General features: G+C 39.2%; 17 protein-coding genes. 16 read left to right on the top strand and 1 reads right to left on the bottom strand.

Annotated features, from left to right (window positions below):
- Positions 1-317: 317 nt before the first annotated feature.
- Complete coding sequence (locus LS48_RS06235) at positions 318-548, bottom strand: helix-turn-helix domain-containing protein (protein WP_062621088.1); 231 nt, start codon at positions 546-548, stop codon at positions 318-320.
- 501 nt (positions 549-1049) lie between these two features.
- Here LS48_RS06235 and LS48_RS06230 point away from each other — a divergent pair.
- The 16 genes from LS48_RS06230 (at position 1050) to LS48_RS06155 (ending at position 20034) form a co-directional block, all read left to right on the top strand.
- Complete coding sequence (locus tag LS48_RS06230; RefSeq protein ID WP_062621086.1) at positions 1050-2213, top strand: T9SS type A sorting domain-containing protein; 1164 nt, start codon at positions 1050-1052, stop codon at positions 2211-2213.
- 240 nt (positions 2214-2453) lie between these two features.
- Positions 2454-3560, top strand: a complete 1107-nt coding sequence (locus tag LS48_RS06225; protein ID WP_157881720.1) for a T9SS type A sorting domain-containing protein — start codon at positions 2454-2456, stop codon at positions 3558-3560.
- A 151-nt stretch (positions 3561-3711) separates the two neighbouring features.
- Positions 3712-4164: a GNAT family N-acetyltransferase gene (locus tag LS48_RS06220; RefSeq protein ID WP_062621082.1), complete on the top strand. Its 453-nt coding sequence runs from the start codon at positions 3712-3714 to the stop codon at positions 4162-4164.
- 7 nt (positions 4165-4171) lie between these two features.
- Entirely contained in the window at positions 4172-4741 is a 570-nt protein-coding gene (locus LS48_RS06215) for a GNAT family N-acetyltransferase (protein WP_062621080.1), read from the top strand.
- Positions 4742-4781: 40 nt separating this feature from the next.
- Positions 4782-5978: a histidine kinase gene (locus LS48_RS06210; protein WP_062621078.1), complete on the top strand. Its 1197-nt coding sequence runs from the start codon at positions 4782-4784 to the stop codon at positions 5976-5978.
- Between the two features lie 84 nt (positions 5979-6062).
- On the top strand, positions 6063-7820 hold the full coding sequence (locus LS48_RS06205; RefSeq protein ID WP_162266495.1) for a sensor histidine kinase: 1758 nt from the start codon (positions 6063-6065) through the stop codon (positions 7818-7820).
- Between the two features lie 11 nt (positions 7821-7831).
- Positions 7832-8584 carry a LytR/AlgR family response regulator transcription factor gene (locus LS48_RS06200; protein ID WP_062621074.1) on the top strand — a complete coding sequence of 251 codons (753 nt, stop codon included), beginning with the start codon at positions 7832-7834 and terminating at the stop codon, positions 8582-8584.
- Positions 8585-8817: 233 nt separating this feature from the next.
- On the top strand, positions 8818-10599 hold the full coding sequence (locus LS48_RS06195; RefSeq protein WP_062621072.1) for an AMP-dependent synthetase/ligase: 1782 nt from the start codon (positions 8818-8820) through the stop codon (positions 10597-10599).
- A gap of 6 nt (positions 10600-10605) precedes the next feature.
- Entirely contained in the window at positions 10606-10932 is a 327-nt protein-coding gene (locus LS48_RS06190; RefSeq protein ID WP_062621070.1) for a DMT family transporter, read from the top strand.
- 69 nt (positions 10933-11001) lie between these two features.
- Positions 11002-11529 (top strand): DUF488 domain-containing protein, encoded by a 528-nt coding sequence (locus LS48_RS06185; RefSeq protein ID WP_062621069.1) that lies wholly within the window; start codon positions 11002-11004, stop codon positions 11527-11529.
- Between the two features lie 74 nt (positions 11530-11603).
- Positions 11604-12044, top strand: coding sequence for a MarR family winged helix-turn-helix transcriptional regulator (locus LS48_RS06180; RefSeq protein ID WP_062621068.1), 441 nt, complete (start codon positions 11604-11606; stop codon positions 12042-12044).
- Positions 12045-12128: 84 nt separating this feature from the next.
- Positions 12129-14537, top strand: a complete 2409-nt coding sequence (locus LS48_RS06175) for a 3-hydroxyacyl-CoA dehydrogenase/enoyl-CoA hydratase family protein (RefSeq protein ID WP_062621067.1) — start codon at positions 12129-12131, stop codon at positions 14535-14537.
- Between the two features lie 89 nt (positions 14538-14626).
- The gene (locus LS48_RS06170; RefSeq protein ID WP_062621066.1) at positions 14627-15823 is read left to right on the top strand and encodes an acetyl-CoA C-acyltransferase; all 1197 of its coding nucleotides are present in this window, start codon (positions 14627-14629) and stop codon (positions 15821-15823) included.
- 23 nt (positions 15824-15846) lie between these two features.
- Positions 15847-17655 (top strand): acyl-CoA dehydrogenase FadE, encoded by a 1809-nt coding sequence (locus LS48_RS06165; protein ID WP_062621065.1) that lies wholly within the window; start codon positions 15847-15849, stop codon positions 17653-17655.
- A 103-nt stretch (positions 17656-17758) separates the two neighbouring features.
- Positions 17759-18625, top strand: a complete 867-nt coding sequence (locus tag LS48_RS06160; protein ID WP_062621064.1) for a TolB-like translocation protein — start codon at positions 17759-17761, stop codon at positions 18623-18625.
- A 77-nt stretch (positions 18626-18702) separates the two neighbouring features.
- Positions 18703-20034 carry a M28 family peptidase gene (locus LS48_RS06155; RefSeq protein ID WP_062621061.1) on the top strand — a complete coding sequence of 444 codons (1332 nt, stop codon included), beginning with the start codon at positions 18703-18705 and terminating at the stop codon, positions 20032-20034.

Genomic DNA, 20034 nt, shown 5'->3' with positions numbered 1-20034 from the left:
CATGTTTTTAAATCGCTATGGCTGTTATCCCCATATGTACATTACCCCACTTTTGTACATTACCCCACTTTATCAATAATCTTCCAAAATTTTTAAGCATACAAAACCCAAACAAGCCCTAACCAGCCTAAAGGTTTTATATAAAAGGGGAGAGCAGTAAATATATTAATAAATACTATTTCGTTTACAATTAAATTTATTTACTCGTTAAAATGTAGGGTTGTAAATTGTTTGGGGTTTGGGGTTTGGTGTTTGGTGTTGGTTAAGAAAAAATCTCACGTCTCACGTCTCACGTCTCACGTCTCACGTCTCACGTCTCAAATCTCATCATCAGGAAGCCTGCCCCCACGCATATAGAGCATTTTTAAAATTACATCTTCAAGGTAGAAATGGGTGCTTCCAATTTTCATAAAAGGAATTTCACCTTTTTTTCGCCATCGATAAAGGCAGGATTTGCTAATTCCAAATAACTCAATAATCTGTTCATCCTTCAACAGGCGAATTCTCGACAGGTCCTTAGACCCATTTTTGATAGGTTCTTTATCCATAGTTTAAAGATTTAGGGCTGGGGAGATACTGCTAATATAAAATTTATTTTTAAAAATTCAGTTGTTTCTGAATAAGACGTGAGGCTTTAGAATTGAGCCTTGATTCGTGGCGCTCCATGCTTTTGGCGGTTGGCAGTTATGAAGCGTGAAGCATGAGTTGTTAATTTGTTAGTATGTGCTTAGAGAGTATGTCTTGTCTTACTTCTTATGTCTTTCAGCGCAGCAGTCATACGTCGGTTGTCGGTTGGATGGGATGATGAATAGGTGAATCCGTGAATATGTGTATGCGTAAACAGTTGAGCGATACTCTTGCGACTTACCTTCCTACGTCTTTTGGCTATTAGCTGTAAGCTGAAGGCTTTAGGCTTTAGCATTGTGATTTGGAATTCGGGATTTGTGCAATCTATCAATTCAAACGTAACGTTTATCAATTAACAACATTTCAAAATAGTGCTCACATATACATTTGCCCCATCATATAAAACTATAAACTATTAAACCATGAAATCAGTACACATTATCTCAATGCTATTATTCACTTTCGTGTTTAGCCAAAAATTGGAAGCGTCTAGCAATCCTATTATGATCGCTCCGCCCTCCAACGATCTAATTGAAAACGCCATCAATCTTAACTTTGGTCCAGCTTCTCCATATAATGGAATGAATGTAAATTTTCCCGAAGCCACAAACACAAACGACCATACGCCCGTTGTGGGATGCGGTGTTTCACAACCGGGAGTTTGGTATAAATTTACAGCCACAAAAAATGGAAGTGTTGCGGCAGGAATTGTTAATCCGGATGAAGCTGTGGTCGTTTTTTTTGAAGGGCCCGCAAACGCCTCCACAGGTATGCAGTTAACTTATATAGATGAAACTGACAACCCCTGTGCTTCAAACCCCTTGGCCAGTATTCATGTTACCACTGGAAAAACCTATTACATTTATATGCGAAATTTAGTTATATCAAATGTATTGGTAAATACCATCGGTGCTTTCCAGATTCCCGCAAACGATTTGATAGAAAACGCAACTGACATTGCCCAAAGTTCTCAACCATTAATAGACAACAACATACATTTTTTAGTTACAACTGACACAAATGATGGCGGACAGCCTTTCTGCTCAACTAGTGGATATGCAGGAGTTTGGTACAAAATTACACCAGAAGTTAACGGCACTATTGAAGCCCTTATGGAGGGGAGCCCCGCAAGCGAAAGTGCCATGCTCTTCTATTCCGCCACCCACCCAAATGTTTCTTCCGGGGCCGAACTAAATTTGGTGGACCAACCAACCAACCCCTGTACCTTCAACAATACTTCAAGTATTTTGGCCGAGGTTGGTATTACATACTATCTGTTTGCATTTTCCGCAAGCCAGCCTTATGCCAATGTAATCATTAATGCAAGTCAAGTTCTGGGAACTTCAGAAAATGTGTTGGAAGATTTTAAGTTTTATCCAAACCCTGTGAAGGATGAATTAAATCTAAGTGCAAAAACAATAATAGAAGAAGTGAATATATACAATTTATTGGGGCAAGTGGTTTTCGCAGCAAAAATGAATTCTTCAAACAAAGCGATAAACATTTCGAGTCTGAGTAAAGGGGTTTACGTGATGTGTGTAACATCAGAAGGAAATACTGCAAACTATAGAATTTTAAAAGAATAGGCTTTTTGGCACCATATAGATACTCTATTTCGCGAAGCCGTTCTCTTTTTAAGAACGGCTTTTTATTGCAATATGCAATAATTATAAACGTGAAATATATCAATTGAAAACTACCATTTGTCAATTGGTCAGGATTAGTAACGGAAAGCCGAAGTAGTTTTGAACTATTGAAATCCTAAAAACTTAATTATGAAAACAACAATCACACAAATCATTTTATTATTCACATTACTGCTCCTTATGAATGAGAACGTATTTGCCGGCAATCCAGCAACTTTTGCGCCACCGACAAATGATCGAATAGAAAACGCCATCGACCTAAATTATGGACCGCTTTATTATAACGACGCCAATGTAAACTTTCCCGATGCAACTTTCACTGGGGACGGATCATCCTCTGGTTGCAACCAAGTGGTTGGCGGAATTTGGTATAAATTCCATGCTACTAAAAATGGAAACGTAAGCGCATTTATCCAAACAAATAATGGTGCAATCGTGACATTTTATTCAGCAGATAACGGAAATGTCACAAATGCAAGCCAACTTACCTATGTAGATCAGCCCTCCAATCTGTGTGCGTTTGGGAATCTTTCACAAATCGATACCATAACAGATACCTACTATTACATCTTTATGAGAAATATTGATGTATCTACTATTGCTATCAATGTTTCCAATACATTCGCTTCTCCTGAAAATGATTTTATCTCTATGGCAACTGAAGTATCTGTTAATACCCCTAACAATACTTATGAAGACATTCATTTTCTTCTAGCGACACATGAAATGGATGGTGGTCAGAATGGCTGTAATACCGAAGATGTTCCTGGTATTTGGTATAAATTTTATTCGGAAGTCAGCATGGATGTTTCAGCACTAATGAGTAGTGATAATATTATAAGTTCAATTATTTTTTATAAATCATTGAACGAAGGTGATGCGCAAAGTGGTTCAGATCTGGAACACGTGGTGCAAACTGAAAATCCATGTGGTATTCAAAACACTGCCAGCATCACAACTGAAGCAGGTAATTGGTATTACATTTTTGCATCAACATTGGAGCCCTATGCAGATGTTACTATTGAATCCATGGTATTGGGTGTTTCAGAAAATGAATTGGAAGGTTTTGTTTATTACCCAAATCCCTTTACAAATGAAATTAATTTTAATGCAGAAACCAATATCTGTGAAGTAAATATATTCAATGTTATGGGTCAAAAAGTGTATAACCAAAAAATCAATGCAACAAAGAAAAACATCGATCTTTCACATTTACAATCTGGAATATATATTATGAAAGTTACAGCTGAAGGTAGTTCGGCAACCTATAAAATTTTAAAACGGTAATTCCCTAATTTTATATTGCAATTTGCATAAAATAGGTAGATTTTTTAAAATCTCACCTTAACGTTCCACGGAACTATAGCATGGGTAAATATTTTTTAACACCTAAATAACTCAAAATCTAAAAAATACGGATAAAACTTTTTTAACATGTATGAAGCTAGAGATAATTGAAAGAAACCCATTAAAATTGAAGCAAAATTGTAATTCAGAAAATTATCGAGAACTACTAAACCTATATGAAGATTTTTATAAAAAAATAGGGTTTACACTTCCGTGGGTGGGTTACTTTATTATTAATGAGAATAAAATTGTTGGTTCCTGCGGGTTTGTGGGACCACCGGAAAAGGGAAGGGTTGAAATTTCCTATTGGACCTTCAAAGAATATGAAGGGCAAGGCATTGCAGGTTTTGCCTGCAGTCAGTTAATCAAAATCGCCCATAGTAAAGATGAGAACTTGAATATAACGGCGAAGACCGCTCCACAGAATAATGCATCGACCACTATTTTGCAAAAAAACGGTTTTGAATTTTCAGGAATTGTCCAAGATGAAGGAATTGGAGATGCGTGGCTCTGGATAAACCGTCATTTTAAAAAAGATAAATGAGTTGCCAATGAAAAAATTAAAAATAAATACCCCCAGGCTTATAATACGAAGCTTAAAAATGTCAGACCTGCTCGAATTCCATTTTTACCGCTCAAATCCACAAGTAACAAAATACCAAGGTTCTGGCGTACTAACAATGGCACAGGCAAAAATGTTTATTGATGAACAAGTTGGAAAAAAATTCGGGCAGCCTGGACAATGGGTTCAATACGGAATCGAAAACAAACAAACTGAAAAAATTATTGGAGATTGTGCAATCAAACTTGAGCAAAACGATATTCGCATAGCGGAAATAGGCATTACAATTTCACATCCTGAACAACAAAAAGGGTATGCAAAAGAAACAATGCTTGGTATACTGAATTTCCTTTTCACAATTAATGATTTTCACAGAGTGAAGGAAACGGTTGATGTGGAAAACATTGCTTCCATAAAACTTTTAGAAAGCATTGGCTTTAAAAAAGAAGGCCATTTTGTAGAAAATATATTTTTTAATGGAAAATGGGGAAGTGAATATCAGTACGCTATGCTTAGAAATGAATGGGAAAGTCTATATTCCAAAAAATTATATCTTTAAAATATATATATGTTTAACGAACCATTAAATTCCCGTTTGTTTGAAAACCTTAAACCCTAACAAGCAAAAGTTGTTAACCTTCGACCAATTTGAGGAGATACTTGTCTATTTTTCAAATTCCATACATCACCAAACCACAATAGATGATGTACTTTGGGACCTTGCCAAAAACTGTATCTCTAAATTAGGCTTCACAGATTGTGTGGTATATTTAATAGACCATCAAAAAAATGAACTGCTGCAAAAAGCTGCGTTTGGTCCCAAAAATCCAAAGGACAGAGAAATATATTGTCCCGCAGTTATAAAATTAGGGGAAGGCATTTCGGGGAGTGTTGCGGTTTCGGGAGTTGCCGAGATTATTCCAGATACTTCCAAGGATTTTAGATATATTGTTGATGACGAAAGAAGATTTTCAGAAATTACCATTCCTATAAAAATTAACGATGAGGTTATCGGGATAATAGACTGCGAGCATCCACGGAAAAATTTCTTTAGCCCACAACATGAGCGTATATTGACCGCCATTGCAGCAATGTGCGCTATAAAAATTGAAAACATTCGGAATGATGCAAAAATAAAAAACGAGCAGGAAAAGCTTTTGCAAGTAAGGGAAGAAATGCTGCAGCTCAAGTTAAAGGCCTTCCGCTCGCAAATGAATCCGCATTTTATTTTTAATGCGCTAAACGCAATCCAGTATTTTATTACTTCAGAAGAAAAAAAACTGGCACTAAATTATCTCTCCGTTTTCAGTAAGCTCATCCGTTTTTACATAAAACATATGGAAAGTGAAACGGTAAACCTGGCCGAGGAAGTTGCGATGCTAAAAGGATACCTCACACTTCAAAAATTACGCTATGGCAACCTGATAGAATATGAGATACAAGTGGAGGAAGAAACAGATTTGGACGCTGTGGCCATACCCTCATTTGTTCTGCAAACCTTGTTAGAAAACAGTATAGAATACGCTATTTACAAGCAGTTCAGAAATTATAAAATAAAGGCACACTTTCGGGCAAACACACAACGGGTATTTATTACTATATCGTTTACATACGATGCAACAACAGCAGATACCAACTATACCCCGGAATACAGGGAACAGCTTGTAAAGTGGCAGGATCAAATACGAATGTTGCGAAAATTGAAAAGTTATGTAATTGAAAAAAAAATTCACTTCACCAAACGTGAAAATTCAGACAGTGGGTATATGATATTGGTATTGCCAAATTTGATTTAGCCTATGCGCATTTGTTATAATTATTTTTACATTTTTCTCTGCTTTCTTTTATTGGGAAATTCGGTTAGTTTGGCCCAAAATGGGATGCAGTTTTCTGTACCGGTTACTTATTATAAAGCCATAAACGATACGGTTTCCGTAGGTTATTTGGTAAGCCGCCCGCTTTTGTTTACTGACAATGACATTTTCCCAAAACAATCAAACGGGAAAGATGCCTATTGGCTAAAGTTAGATTTTTCGGGATATTCGGATATGTTGGAGGAAGGTATCTCATATTTTTTACACGCCGGAAGATTTTTGGAGGTGCAATCCTTTTCAAAAGCAAAAGACGGGATTACTTCACGCGATTTTGGATATTTTAACAGACGCGATATAGCTGCACCCAATCTTCCCACACGAGGCATACTTTTCAAAAAAAGTGAACTTTTTCAAAACTCTTTTTTGCTTTTAAAAGTAAAAAGGTACACTTCCAATAAAAAACCGACAGCGTTAACCTTCACTTTTGAAACGGAACAATCGCACCAATTTCGCAATACATATTTAACGAAACGCGAAATGATATCACAAATTCCTTTATATCTATTTATTGGGGCATTTTTGTTTATCTTAATTTTTATAGTCATAACATATGGGACCGTGCAACGTGCGGACTTTTTATTTTATGCCCTGTACATATTCTGTCTTTTGCTCTATTTGGGCAAGAGCGCATTCGATTTTGAAACTTTTTTAAATGATAACTACCCATATATTGGGTATTTGACCCACTCGCAATTACAAATTTGGATAAACCTTTTTTATGTAAGTTTTGCCAAGTACTATTTGGAAACAGATAGAAATTATCCGAAACTCGACAAAGCCATTTACGCAGTGGCAATTCTCCTTTTCTCCTTTTTGGTAATAGAAACTTTTCTTTTGTTTACCCAAAGTTTTGAGGCCCATTTCACATTAATGAACATCCATCGCTCCATAATGTCCCTCTTTGCAGCTGTTTCCTTAATATATCTGCTGGTTTTTGCTAAGAACAGGTTGGCCTATTTTATTGTCATCGGTTCCTTGGCATTTACCGCCGGGGCATTGGGAATGCTTTTTACACTAAACAAAAATTATATGATAATGGGTTCCTCGTTGGAAGTTTTACTCTTCGGTTTGGGCTTAAACTATAAAATAAAACTTCATTATAGGCAACAGCAAAAATTGAAACAGGAGGCGTTTGAAAATAAAGTTACTGCATTGCGTGCGCAGATGAATCCCCATTTTGTGTTCAATTCGCTCAGTTCAATCCAACATTTAATTACGGAAAACAATAAAGAGGCCGCAATAAAATACCTAAATAAATTCAGCATTATTATGCGAAACCTTTTGGAAAGCTCCATTCAGGGAAATATTGTCTTGAGTGAGGAAATTTCGCTATTAAAAAAATATCTAGCTCTTGAGGCACTACGTTTTGATGATTCCTTCACTTATAACGTTTCAGTGGCTGAAAATCTAGATGTGCACTCGGTAGAAATTCCTGCCCTTCTCGTGCAGCCTTTTGTGGAAAATGCCATTCTGCATGGCCTTCGTAATAAATCTGGAAATGATAAATGCCTGAAAATAAGCTTTAAAAAGGAAAAACGTTTTATTGTTTGTGAAGTTGAGGACAACGGAATTGGCCGAAAGGCTTCTGCCGAAAGGAAGTCAGTTTTAAAAATACCCAAAAAATCGAGGGGCATTAAAGTGACTGAAAAACGTTTGGAACTGCTGAACAATTCTGAAGAAAACAGTATTGAAATCATCGATAAAATCAATGCCGCAGGCGAGTCCGAAGGCACATTGGTTATCATAAAAATATCTATTGAGTAATACCAAAAGACATGAATTTAAAAACTATAATTGTTGACGACGAAAAACACAGCCGCGAAACCCTAAAAAATCTTGTAACGGAATTTTGCAACGATGTGGAAGTTACGATGACAGCCAGTAATATAATGGAAGCCATTTCGGCAATAAGGGCTCACCGACCTGACCTCGTATTTTTGGACATAGAACTACAGAGCGGTACCGGTTTCGACATTTTAGACCAGTTGGAAGATGTCCATTTTGAAGTTATTTTCACCACTGCTTTCGAACAGTATGCCCTAAAGGCCGTAAAATTCAGCTCGTTGGATTATCTGCTGAAGCCCATCGATTTAGACGAACTCCAAAAAGCTTTGGAAAAAGCTAAAAAAGCAAAAGATAAAAAATCATACAGCAAACAGCTGGAAACGCTCATATATAATTTGAAACAGCCTCAACCGAGCAACCATAGGATTTGTTTGGCCACAGTAGATGGATATGAATTTATAAATGTTGAAGAAATAATATACTGTAAGGCAGAGGGTAGTTATACAACATTTAAACTTACCAATGGCCCAAGTTTGTTGGTGAGCAAGCATTTAAAAGAATACGAAAATTTACTTAATGAACAGCATTTTATGCGCGTGCACAACAGCTATTTAATCAATCTAAATGAAGTAAGAAAATATGTGAAGGCAGATGGAGGCTACATCCTTATGAACAATGGTGAGACGGTAAGCATTTCGCGGAGCAAAAAGGAAGATTTCTTTAAAATTATGAAATTTACTTAAATATAGGTTTCAAGCAGATTTGTAAGGTTTATACAACCCTCACTACTAAATTTATTTAGGGAGAGCCTATTCTCAATATAACTAAGCATCACTTAAAGCTGTAAATTAGCCACTAAAAAAATGTCTTTCCTAAAACACAACTATTTTTTAAGGAACACACGATTTGGTGTTCCTTTTTTATTTCAGCAAAACTTAAAAAAAATCGTTATTTTCACTTCCTTAATAATTCTATCATGAAAGACCCAAAAAGACTCTTCGACTTTCCATATTATCAACTTGAAAAATATCCTCAGGAAAAAGCCCTTGTCACAAAATATAACGGTGAATGGAAAGCCACATCCACTCAGGAATATATAGATAAGGCCAATGCGTTAAGCCGTGGTTTAATGCGACTGGGCGTAAACCCCAACGATAAAGTGGCAATAATATCTATGACCAATCGCACCGAATGGAATATCTGCGATATTGGCATTATGCAAACAGGCGCACAGGATGTGCCAATTTACCCTACCATTTCTGAGGATGAATATGAATACGTTTTAAACCATAGTGAGTCTGTTTACTGTTTTGTCTCCTGTAAGGAGGTTTACGATAAAGTCCAGAAAATTAGAAACAATGTGCCATCCTTGAAGGAAGTTTACACTTTTGATGAAATTGAAGGCGCCAAAAACTGGCAAGAAGTTTTGGATGAAGGAAAGGACGAAAGCAACCAAGACGAATTAGACAAAAGAAAGGAAGCCATTAGTGAAGATGATTTGGCAACCTTAATTTATACTTCCGGTACTACCGGAAAACCAAAAGGCGTAATGCTTTCGCATAAAAATATAGCTTCAAATTCAAAATATAGTGTGGAACGTTTGCCCTTAGATTTCGGAAAATCAAAGTCATTAAGTTTCTTGCCCGTTTGCCATATCTATGAGCGAATGATTCTCTATATGTACCAATACTGTGGGGTGAGCATCCATTTCGCAGAAAGTCTGGAAACTATTAGCGATAATTTAAAGGAAGTTAAACCTGAAGTGATGACTGCCGTTCCGCGTTTGCTGGAGAAGGTGTATGATAAAATCTATGCCAAGGGCGCCGAACTTACGGGAATAAAGAAAAAGCTTTTCTTTTGGGCAATAGAATTAGGGCTAAAATACGAACCCTATGGCCAAAATGGTTGGTGGTATGAAACCCAATTGAAACTCGCCAATAAATTGATTTTCAGCAAATGGCGCGAAGCCTTGGGTGGAAACCTAAAAGCCATCGCTTCCGGCAGTGCTGCACTGCAGCCGCGTTTGGCAAGGGTTTTCAATGCTGCACAAATACCGGTAATGGAGGGTTATGGTCTTACGGAAACTTCGCCCGTAGTTTCGGTGAACGATATGCGTAACCACGGTTTTAAAATTGGTACAGTAGGCAAACCGCTAAGGGATACCGAAGTAAAAATTGCCGAGGATGGCGAAATTTTAGTAAAAGGTCCGCAGGTAATGTGTGGTTATTACAAAAATCAGGAACAGACTGAGGAGGTACTGAAAAATGGTTATTTCCACACAGGCGATATTGGGGAGGTTGATAGTGAAGGTTTTTTAAAAATTACGGACCGCAAGAAAGAAATGTTCAAGACTAGCGGCGGAAAATATGTGGCGCCACAACTTATTGAGAATGCTATGAAACAGTCCCGTTTTATAGACCAGATAATGGTTGTGGGCGAAGGTGAAAAAATGCCGGCTGCACTAATCCAGCCCGATTTTGAATTCATCAAGGAATGGGGAAGCAAAAAAGGAAGAAATATTCCTTCAGATCCAAAAGAAATGGTAAAAAACCAAGCCGTTATAGACCGTATTCAAAAAGAAGTTGATTTTTACAACGAGCGTTTTGGAAAGTGGGAAAAGGTTAAAAGATTTGAACTTACCCCTGAGCAATGGAGTATTGAAGGTGGCCACCTAACCCCTACCATGAAAATGAAACGGAAAATAATCAAAGAAAAGTATTTAGACTTGTACAATAAGATTTATGAGCATAATTCCTAAATATTCATGAATTGGCTCCTACTAATTATAGCTGGCCTATTTGAAGTGTCTTTCGCAGCCTGTTTGGGAAAAGTAAAGGAAACCTCTGGCCTCGATTCAAAATTGTGGTTCGGAGGTTTTTTAATTTGCCTTTCCATTAGTATGTTTCTGCTTATAAAAGCTACAAAAACGCTTCCCATCGGCACTGCCTACGCGGTTTGGACGGGTATTGGCGCCGTGGGCACGGTCTTGGTGGGTATATTCTATTTTAACGAACCGGCAACTTTTTGGCGTGTTTTCTTTCTTTCTACCCTCATTGCCTCCATAGTGGGGTTGAAATTTGTTGCGAATTAAAATTCCGTTAAACTACCCTTCCCCTCCTAACCTATTTCATATCTTTAAAAGAAAACTTTTTCTTTTGAAATGAAAACCATTTGGACCATAGGCCATTCCACACGTTCCATCGAAGAATTTATAAAGTTGCTGAATTCCTTTAAGATTGAAACACTTGTGGACGTTCGCCATTTTCCCGGCTCCCGAAAATTTCCGCAGTATAACAAAGAAAGCCTAACAGTATCGCTTCCCGAGAACAAAATTGATTACAAACATCTTGTTGACTTGGGCGGTCGGAGAAAACCAGAGCCAAATTCAAAAAATGATGCCTGGCGGCTCGATTCCTTTAAAGGGTATGCAGATTATATGCAAACGGAGCAATTTCAGCATTCTTTAAGTATTCTAAAGGAAATCGCTTCAGAAAAACGAACTGCAATAATGTGTGCAGAAGCCGTGTGGTGGAGCTGTCACCGCTCTTTAATCGCAGATATTTTAAAAGTTGAAGGCTGGAAAGTGATGCACATTATGTCAGAAAACTCAGCTACGGAACATCCCTATACCCAACCAGCACAAATCGTGGACGGAAAACTTGATTATTCAAAAGTGAAAAACAAATAATTTGTTCTTAATTTACTATGCGTGCATAATAAATTTTTTGTATATTTGATATTCCATTTTTTCAAGGACTTTTAATGAAGGAAAAAACAATAGATTATATTCTGCGCTCAACGTGGATGAGCGTAACAAAAATGTACAATGAAGAAGCGGGAAAAAAAGGTAGTACCATGGCCACGGGCTTTGCCCTAATAAGCATTGATCCCGAAGACGGTACGCCATCAACGGCACTTGGGCCCAAAATGGGAATGGAGGCCACCAGCCTTTCACGCACCTTGAAATCTATGGAACAAAAAGGATTGATTGAGCGAAAGCCGAACCCTGAGGATGGCCGTGGAGTGTTGATACACTTAACGCCCTTCGGAAAGGAAATGCGCGAATTTTCAAAAGGGGTGGTTTTAGGTTTTGATGAGGCTGTCCAAAAAAATGTACCCGCAGAGGAATTGCAAATTTTTAGAAAGGTAGCAAATACTATTAATGAGTTGATCAACTCAAAAAAAATATACGAGTCTGAATAGAGAATTAGGAATTAGGAATTAGGAATTAGGAAAATAGTTAAAACCCAATTAACGAATAACTATTAACCAATAACTTTAAAAAATATGTCAAAAAGAAGAATTAACAAAGTAGCGGTAATCGGTTCCGGAATTATGGGAAGCGGTATAGCCTGCCATTGCGCCAATATTGGCGTGGAAGTGCTATTGCTCGATATTGTTCCGCGTGAGCTTAATGATGCCGAAAAGAAAAAAGGGCTTACCCTTGAAGACAAAGTGGTGCGAAACCGAATTGTAAACGACGATTTGCAAAAAGCCATAAAAAGCAACCCTGCCCCACTCTATCACAAGGATTTTGCAAAACGAATCTCCACCGGAAATTTGGAAGATGATATTTCAAAAGTGAAAACTGCTGATTGGATTATTGAAGTTGTGGTAGAACGTTTGGATATTAAAAAACAAGTCTTTGAAAACCTTGCAAAACACAGAAAAGAAGGCACGCTCATTACCACAAACACCTCCGGAATTCCAATCCATTTAATGAGTGAAGGCCATAGCGAGGATTTTCAGAAACACTTCTGCGGCACGCACTTTTTCAATCCGCCCCGCTATCTAAAACTTTTTGAAATCATTCCCGGTCCAAAAACCTCTCCCGAAGTTTTGGAGTTTTTAAATGAATACGGCGAAAAATTCCTCGGAAAAACCTCCGTGGTCGCAAAAGATACTCCTGCATTTATAGGAAATAGAATCGGAATCTTCGGTATACAAAGCCTTTTTCACCAAGTGAAGGAAATGGGACTGACTATTGAGGAAGTGGATAAATTGACCGGCCCCGTAATCGGCCGCCCAAAATCAGCAACCTTCCGTACTGTTGATGTTGTAGGGTTGGATACTTTGGTGCACGTTTCAAAAGGAATTTACGATAACGTTCCCGATGACGAGGAACACGGTATCTTCCAAATTCCCGGCTTCATCGATACGATGATGGAAAACAAATGGTTGGGAAGCAAAAGCGGACAAGGTTTTTACAAAAAAGTGAAAAATGATGACGGCAGCAGTGAAATCCTATCGCTCGACCTCGATTCAATGGAATACCGAAAAAGTAAAAAAGCATCTTTCGGCACTTTGGAAAAAACAAAATCGGTTGACAAAGTTTCCGACCGTTTCCCAATTCTTATAAAAGGTGAAGACAAGGCTGGCGAATTCTATCGAAAAAACTTCGGGGCGATGTTCGCTTACGTTTCAAAACGAATTCCCGAAATAACCGACGAGCTTTATAAGATTGATGACGCAATGAAAGCAGGTTTTGGCTGGGAAAATGGCCCCTTCGAAATTTGGGATGCCATTGGCGTAAAAAAGGGAATTGAACTAATTAAGGATTTAGGGAAGGAACCGGCAGCTTGGGTAACTGAAATGCTTGAGAGTGGCGTGGATAGTTTTTACGATGTTCGAGATGGAAACACCTATTATTATAGCATTCCAGACAAAACACATAAAAAAATACCCGGACAGGATTCCTTTATCATTTTGGACAACATCCGAAAATCCAAGGAAGTATGGAGCAATAAAGATGTAGTGGTTGAAGATTTGGGCGATGGTATTCTAAATGTGGAATTCCGAAGCAAAATGAACAGTATTGGTGGTGATGTTTTGGCTGGTGTAAATAAAGCGATTGATTTGGCAGAAGCTAGTTTTGACGGTTTGGTAATTGCCAATCAAGGAAAAAACTTCTCTGTTGGCGCCAATATTGGGATGATTTTTATGATGGCGGTAGAACAGGAATATGAAGAATTGAACGCTGCGGTAAAATATTTTCAAGATACCAGTATGCGTCTTCGCTACTCCTCTATCCCAGTTGTGGTAGCCCCTCGCGGAATGACTTTGGGCGGTGGTTGTGAATTTACACTTCACGCAGACCGCGTTGTGGCTGCAGCCGAAAGCTACATTGGGTTGGTTGAATTTGGTGTTGGGGTAATTCCCGGCGGTGGAGGCTCCAAGGAAATGGCAATGCGCGCCAGCGATACTTTCAAAAAAGATGATGTGGAATTGAACAGGCTACAGGACTATTTCTTGACCATCGGAATGGCGAAGGTCTCCACTTCTGCTTATGAGGCTTATGATACCGGAATTCTTCAAAAAGGAAAGGATATTGTAATTGTAAACGAAGCAAGACAGATAGCTGCGGCAAAAGCCGTTGCGCGTTTTATGGCTGATCAAAGTTATACGAAACCAATTCCTCGAACCGATGTAAAAGTACTTGGAAAACAAGCTTTGGGAATGTTTTTAGTGGGAACCGACCAAATGGTGGCCGGAAACTACATTAGCGAACACGATAAAAAAATTGCGAATAAACTCGCTTATGTAATGGCGGGAGGCGATTTAAGTGAAGCAAGCTACGTAAGCGAACAATATTTGCTTGATCTTGAAAGAGAAGCATTCCTAAGTTTGACGGGGGAACGAAAAACTTTGGAAAGACTTCAACATATGATACAGAAAGGGAAACCTTTGAGAAATTAGAAAAAAGAATAAAGAACAGAGATAAAAGAACAGAGAAGCTACAGATCTATTTTCTTTATTCTCTACTCTCTTCTCTAAAAAAACAAATTATGAAACAAAGAACCGCATATATAGTAAAAGCATACAGAACCGCAGTGGGCAAAGCGCCTCGCGGAGTTTTCCGTTTTAAAAGACCGGATGAACTGGCCGCGGAAACCATTAAATATCTAATGAACGAATTGCCGCAACTCGACAAAAAACGAATTGATGACGTAATCGTGGGTAATGCCATGCCCGAAGCCGAGCAAGGCCTCAATATGGGTAGATTGATCTCGTTAATGGGGTTGGATATAGTGGACATTCCCGGAATGACGGTTAACCGTTATTGCGCTTCTGGCCTGGAAACCATTTCAATTGCTGCGGCCAAAATCCAAACAGGAATGGCAGATTGCATCATTGCAGGAGGTGCTGAAAGTATGAGTTACATTCCAATGGGTGGTTACAAACCTGTTCCAGATTATAAATTGGCAAAAGAAGGCCACGAAGATTATTACTGGAATATGGGATTGACTGCGGAAGCAGTTGCCAAAAAATACAACGTTTCCCGTGAGGACCAAGATGAGTTTGCTTACACAAGTCAAATGCGTGCATTAAAAGCGCAGGATGAAAATCGTTTTCAGGATCAAATTGTGCCTATTGAAGTAGAGCACACTTTCGTAAACGATTCAGGCAAAAAAGTAACTGAAAAATACACAGTTAATAAAGACGAAGGCCCACGAAAAGGAACAAACATTGAAGCGCTTTCTAAACTTCGCCCCGTTTTTGCACAAGGCGGAAGTGTTACCGCAGGTAATTCCTCACAAATGAGCGACGGTGCTGCCTTTGCCGTTATTATGAGCGAGGAAATGGTAAAGGAACTAAATCTTGAGCCGATTGCCAGATTGGTAAGCTTTGCAGCTGTTGGCGTAGAGCCCAGCATTATGGGAATTGGTCCGGTTTACGCAATTCCAAAGGCTTTAAAACAAGCTGGATTGAAGCAGGACCAAATGGAACTCATAGAATTAAACGAAGCCTTTGCCTCACAATCTTTGGCCGTAATCCGTGAACTTGGTTTGGATAAAGAAAAAGTAAATGTAAATGGAGGCGCAATCGCATTGGGACACCCATTGGGCTGTACTGGCGCAAAACTTTCCGTGCAACTTTTTGATGAAATGCGCAAGCGAAACCTACAAGGAAAATACGGAATGGTGACAATGTGTGTTGGTACCGGACAAGGTGCTGCGGGGGTTTATGAATTTTTGAAATAACAACTTAACAAAATTATAGAGTAATGGAAACTGAAACAAAAAATAACGAATTGCTTCGCGGCGGACAATTTCTTGTAAAGGAAACTAAAGCTGAAGACGTCTTCACCCCAGAAGATTTTTCCGAAGAACAAAAAATGATGCGCGATTCCGTGAAAGAATTTGTAGATCGCGAAATTTGGCCAAAGAAAGAAGAGTTTGAGCATAAAAACTATGCGCTAACCGAAGAAGTTATGCGTAAAGCCGGCGAAATGGGCTTACTTGGCGTAGCTGTTCCCGAAGAATATGGCGGGCTCGGAATGGGTTTTGTGACCACAATGCTGGTTTGCGATTACATTTCAGGCGCAACGGGCTCTGTGGCTACGGCATTTGGCGCACATACGGGTATCGGTACGCTTCCTATTACACTTTATGGAACGGAGGAACAAAAGAAAAAATACGTTCCAAAACTCGCCACGGGCGAATGGTTTGGCGCATATGCGCTGACTGAACCAAGTGCGGGAAGCGACGCCAACAGCGGAAAGACAAAAGCAGTACTTTCCGAAGACGGAAAATATTACAAAATCAGTGGGCAGAAAATGTGGATTTCAAATTCAGGTTTCTGTCATACCATGATTGTTTTTGCACGAATTGAAGATGATAAATACATAACAGGCTTTATTGTTGAAAATGATCCCGAAAACGGAATCTCAATGGGCGAGGAAGAAAAGAAACTCGGAATCCACTCCTCCTCTACCCGTCAGGTTTTCTTCAGTGATACAAAAGTTCCTGTTGAAAATATGTTGGGCGAACGCGGTGAAGGGTTTAAAATTGCAATGAACGCCCTGAACGTAGGGAGAATAAAACTTGCTGCGGCTAGTCTTGACGCACAACGCCGTGTAATAGCAAATGCTGTTCAGTACGCAAATGAGCGAATTCAATTCAATGTGCCCATTTCATCTTTTGGGGCAATAAAACTGAAATTGGCCGAAATGGCAACCAGTGCGTATGTGGGTGAAAGTGCCAGTTACCGAGCCGGAAAGAATATTGAGGACCGAATCGCACTTCGCGTGAAAGCTGGAAACAGCCACCAAGAAGCTGAATTAAAAGGTGTAGAGGAATACGCCATTGAATGTTCCATTTTGAAAGTAGCCGTTTCCGAAGATATTCAAAACTGTAGTGACGAGGGAATCCAAATCTACGGCGGAATGGGCTACAGCGCAGATACCCCAATGGAATCTGCCTGGCGCGATGCCCGTATTGCCCGTATTTACGAAGGAACAAATGAAATCAACCGTATGCTGGCAGTGGGAATGTTGGTGAAAAAAGCAATGAAAGGTCACGTAGATCTTCTGAACCCCGCACAGGCAGTAGCCGCAGAATTAATGGGAATCCCTTCTTTTGAAACGCCCGATTTTTCGGAATTGCTTTCAGAGGAAAAAGCGATGATCGCCAAACTGAAAAAAGTATTCTTAATGGTTGCCGGAAGCGCCGTTCAAAAATACGGCACTGAACTGGAGGAACATCAGCAAACGCTAATGGCAGCGGCAGATATTTTGATTGAAATTTATATGGCTGAAAGCGCAATCCTTCGTACTGAAAAGAACGCGGAACGCTTCGGTGAGGATTCGCAAAAGGAACAAATTGCGATGTCGCAATTATACCTTTACCACGCCGTTGATATAATTACCGTGAAAGCTAAGGAAGCCATTCTTTCTTTTGCTGAAGGGGACGAACAACGGGCGATGCTGATGGGTCTTAAACGTTTTACGAAATATCAAAATATGCCAAACATTGGCGAATTGCGTAGAACAATTGCACATAAGGTTATTTCGGAAAACAATTATCCGTTTTAAATCAATTGATAAATTATTCTTAAAACCGCTTCAGAAATGAGGCGGTTTTATTTTTAGCAGTATTTTGGTTCGAAGTTTGCTATTTTTAAAAAAACAATTTATAATGAAGAAGCTCCTTTTCCTATCAATCATATTCACTACTTATCTCACTTTCGCACAAACCAATACTGAAGTGTATGTTTTTGATATTCGCCCAGCTTATGAAGGGCTGGAATTGTTAAATATCCAAAACATTTCAAACAACAAAGGTTACAACAACCAACCTTCTTTCATCGCTAATGAAACCCTTGTTTTTGCAGGAAACAATGAAGGTCAAACCGATATTGTAGAATATAGCCTGAATACCAAATCAAAAAAATGGTTCAATCAAAAAACCGAGGGCGGCGAATATTCGCCACAAAAATTTCCATCAAATGAAGACGTGGCAGCCGTGAGATTGGACAAAGACGGCTTGCAGCGGTTGTATCGTTACAGTCCGGCTACGGGCAAGTCTTCAGAAATTATAAAAGATTTGCAAGTTGCATATTTTGCCTTTTACAACGACAAAAAAATACTCGCCACAGTTTTGGATGGCGATAAAATGGATTTGGTGTTAATAGATTTGCAATCAAAAAAAACAGACACATTGTTTTATAATGCAGGACGTTCCCTTCAAAAAGTCCCAAAAACCAATTCAATGAGTTATTCCTTGGTAAACGAGGAAGGAAATCTGGACCTTTACCTCTTGGATATGAATTCCTATGAAAACTTTTTCGTAACCCAATTGCCCATTGGCATTCAGGATTATGTTTGGATAAACGATACTCAAATTTTAGTTGGAAGCGGAAACAAACTCTATATGTACGATACGTTAGGTGAGTCGGAATGGACACGAGTTGCCTCCCTTGAGGATTATGGCTTAAAGAATATTACACGTATGGCCATCAGCCCAAATGGCAAGAAGCTCGCTATAGTGACTGAATCTAAATAGTTTCATTTTTACATTCTCAAAAAGTTTTAGTAGGTTCTTCGTTCTTTTTGGTATTTTTAAACAAAATTACTTTCCCAATGAAAAGTGTTGTTTCCTTCATTATAGTTTGTTTTACCTTTTCCTGTTTTTCACAGACCGATCAAAGAATTTACGACATAATAAACGCTGTTTCTTCTGAAAGGATTAAGGCAGATATCACCACGCTTGCAAATTTCGGCACTCGAAATACTTTTAGTGATACAATTAGCAACACTCGCGGAATTGGTGCAGCAAGACGATGGATTAAAGGTGAATTTGAAGCTATTTCAAAAGATTGCAACAATTGCCTAAATGTTTTCTACCAAAAGGATTTCGTAAAAGCTGAAGGCAATGACCGCATTCCGAAGGATACTTGGATTGTAAACGTGGCCGCGGTTCAAAAAGGCACAAAATATCCCAACCGCTACATCATTATGAGTGGCGATATTGACTCCCGAAATAGTGACGGCAGCGATTTCACAAAAGATGCGCCCGGCGCCAACGACAACGCCAGCGGTATGGCAGGGGCTATTGAAGCCGCCCGTGTTCTTTCAAAACACAAGTTTGAAAGCAGTATTGTTTATTTAGGATTGAGCGGCGAAGAACAGGGGCTTTTCGGCGGAAAAGGCTTTGCAGACTATGCAAAAGCACAAGGTTGGGAAATAATCGGCGTTTTAAATAACGATATGATCGGCAATATTGAAGGTGTAAATGGTGTAATCAGCAATCGCGATTTTAGGATTTTCAGCGAGCCCGTTCCTCCCACCGAAACAGAACGCGAGCGACAAATGCGGCGCTTTTACGGTGGTGAGGTTGACGGCATTTCGCGCCAGCTTGCCCGTTACGTTCTTAAGACTACGCAGACATATATGCCAGAAATGAACCCAATGATGATTTATAGATTGGACCGTTTTGGTCGCGGCGGCCACCATCGTCCCTTTAACGATTTAGGCTGGGCCGGAATCCGTATTATGGAAGCCCACGAAAATTACAATCAGCAGCACCAAGACATCCGCACTGAAAACGGAATAGAATACGGCGATAAACTGAAATTTGTAAACTTCGATTACGCCGCCAAGCTCACAGCCGTGAACGCCATAAATCTGGCCAGTCTTGCGTGGGCGCCGCCTGCGCCAACAAACGTTGCCATTGGCGGCATTGTAGAGCCTTCCGCTAAGCTGAAATGGGAAAAAGTTGATGGCGCAGCTGGCTATAAAATTTATTGGCGCGATACCACAAGTCCAACTTGGGACCACAGCCGATACGTAGGCGATGTTTCAGAATTTACCTTGGAAGGTATTGTGATTGACAATTACTTTTTCGGTGTAGCTTCCGTAGGAAAGGATGGGTTTGAAAGTATTGTTATGTTTCCAAATTCGGTATTTAGATAA

Source organism: Aequorivita aquimaris, assembly GCF_001573155.1.
In the GTDB taxonomy this organism is placed as follows: Bacteria; Bacteroidota; Bacteroidia; order Flavobacteriales; family Flavobacteriaceae; genus Aequorivita; species Aequorivita aquimaris.
Note: the sequence above shows the minus strand (reverse complement) of the source record. Positions and strands in the feature narration are given on the sequence as shown.

Bases quoted from the DNA above. Each gene is read 5' to 3' on its own strand.
- LS48_RS06235 (WP_062621088.1), bottom strand. From the start codon at position 548: ATGGATAAAGAACCTATCAAAAATGGGTCTAAGGACCTGTCGAGAATT.
- LS48_RS06230 (WP_062621086.1), top strand. From the start codon at position 1,050: ATGAAATCAGTACACATTATCTCAATGCTATTATTCACTTTCGTGTTT.
- LS48_RS06225 (WP_157881720.1), top strand. From the start codon at position 2,454: ATGAATGAGAACGTATTTGCCGGCAATCCAGCAACTTTTGCGCCACCG.
- LS48_RS06220 (WP_062621082.1), top strand. From the start codon at position 3,712: ATGAAGCTAGAGATAATTGAAAGAAACCCATTAAAATTGAAGCAAAAT.
- LS48_RS06215 (WP_062621080.1), top strand. From the start codon at position 4,172: ATGAAAAAATTAAAAATAAATACCCCCAGGCTTATAATACGAAGCTTA.
- LS48_RS06205 (WP_162266495.1), top strand. From the start codon at position 6,063: ATGCAGTTTTCTGTACCGGTTACTTATTATAAAGCCATAAACGATACG.
- LS48_RS06200 (WP_062621074.1), top strand. From the start codon at position 7,832: ATGAATTTAAAAACTATAATTGTTGACGACGAAAAACACAGCCGCGAA.
- LS48_RS06195 (WP_062621072.1), top strand. From the start codon at position 8,818: ATGAAAGACCCAAAAAGACTCTTCGACTTTCCATATTATCAACTTGAA.
- LS48_RS06190 (WP_062621070.1), top strand. From the start codon at position 10,606: ATGAATTGGCTCCTACTAATTATAGCTGGCCTATTTGAAGTGTCTTTC.
- LS48_RS06185 (WP_062621069.1), top strand. From the start codon at position 11,002: ATGAAAACCATTTGGACCATAGGCCATTCCACACGTTCCATCGAAGAA.
- LS48_RS06180 (WP_062621068.1), top strand. From the start codon at position 11,604: ATGAAGGAAAAAACAATAGATTATATTCTGCGCTCAACGTGGATGAGC.
- LS48_RS06175 (WP_062621067.1), top strand. From the start codon at position 12,129: ATGTCAAAAAGAAGAATTAACAAAGTAGCGGTAATCGGTTCCGGAATT.
- LS48_RS06170 (WP_062621066.1), top strand. From the start codon at position 14,627: ATGAAACAAAGAACCGCATATATAGTAAAAGCATACAGAACCGCAGTG.
- LS48_RS06165 (WP_062621065.1), top strand. From the start codon at position 15,847: ATGGAAACTGAAACAAAAAATAACGAATTGCTTCGCGGCGGACAATTT.
- LS48_RS06160 (WP_062621064.1), top strand. From the start codon at position 17,759: ATGAAGAAGCTCCTTTTCCTATCAATCATATTCACTACTTATCTCACT.
- LS48_RS06155 (WP_062621061.1), top strand. From the start codon at position 18,703: ATGAAAAGTGTTGTTTCCTTCATTATAGTTTGTTTTACCTTTTCCTGT.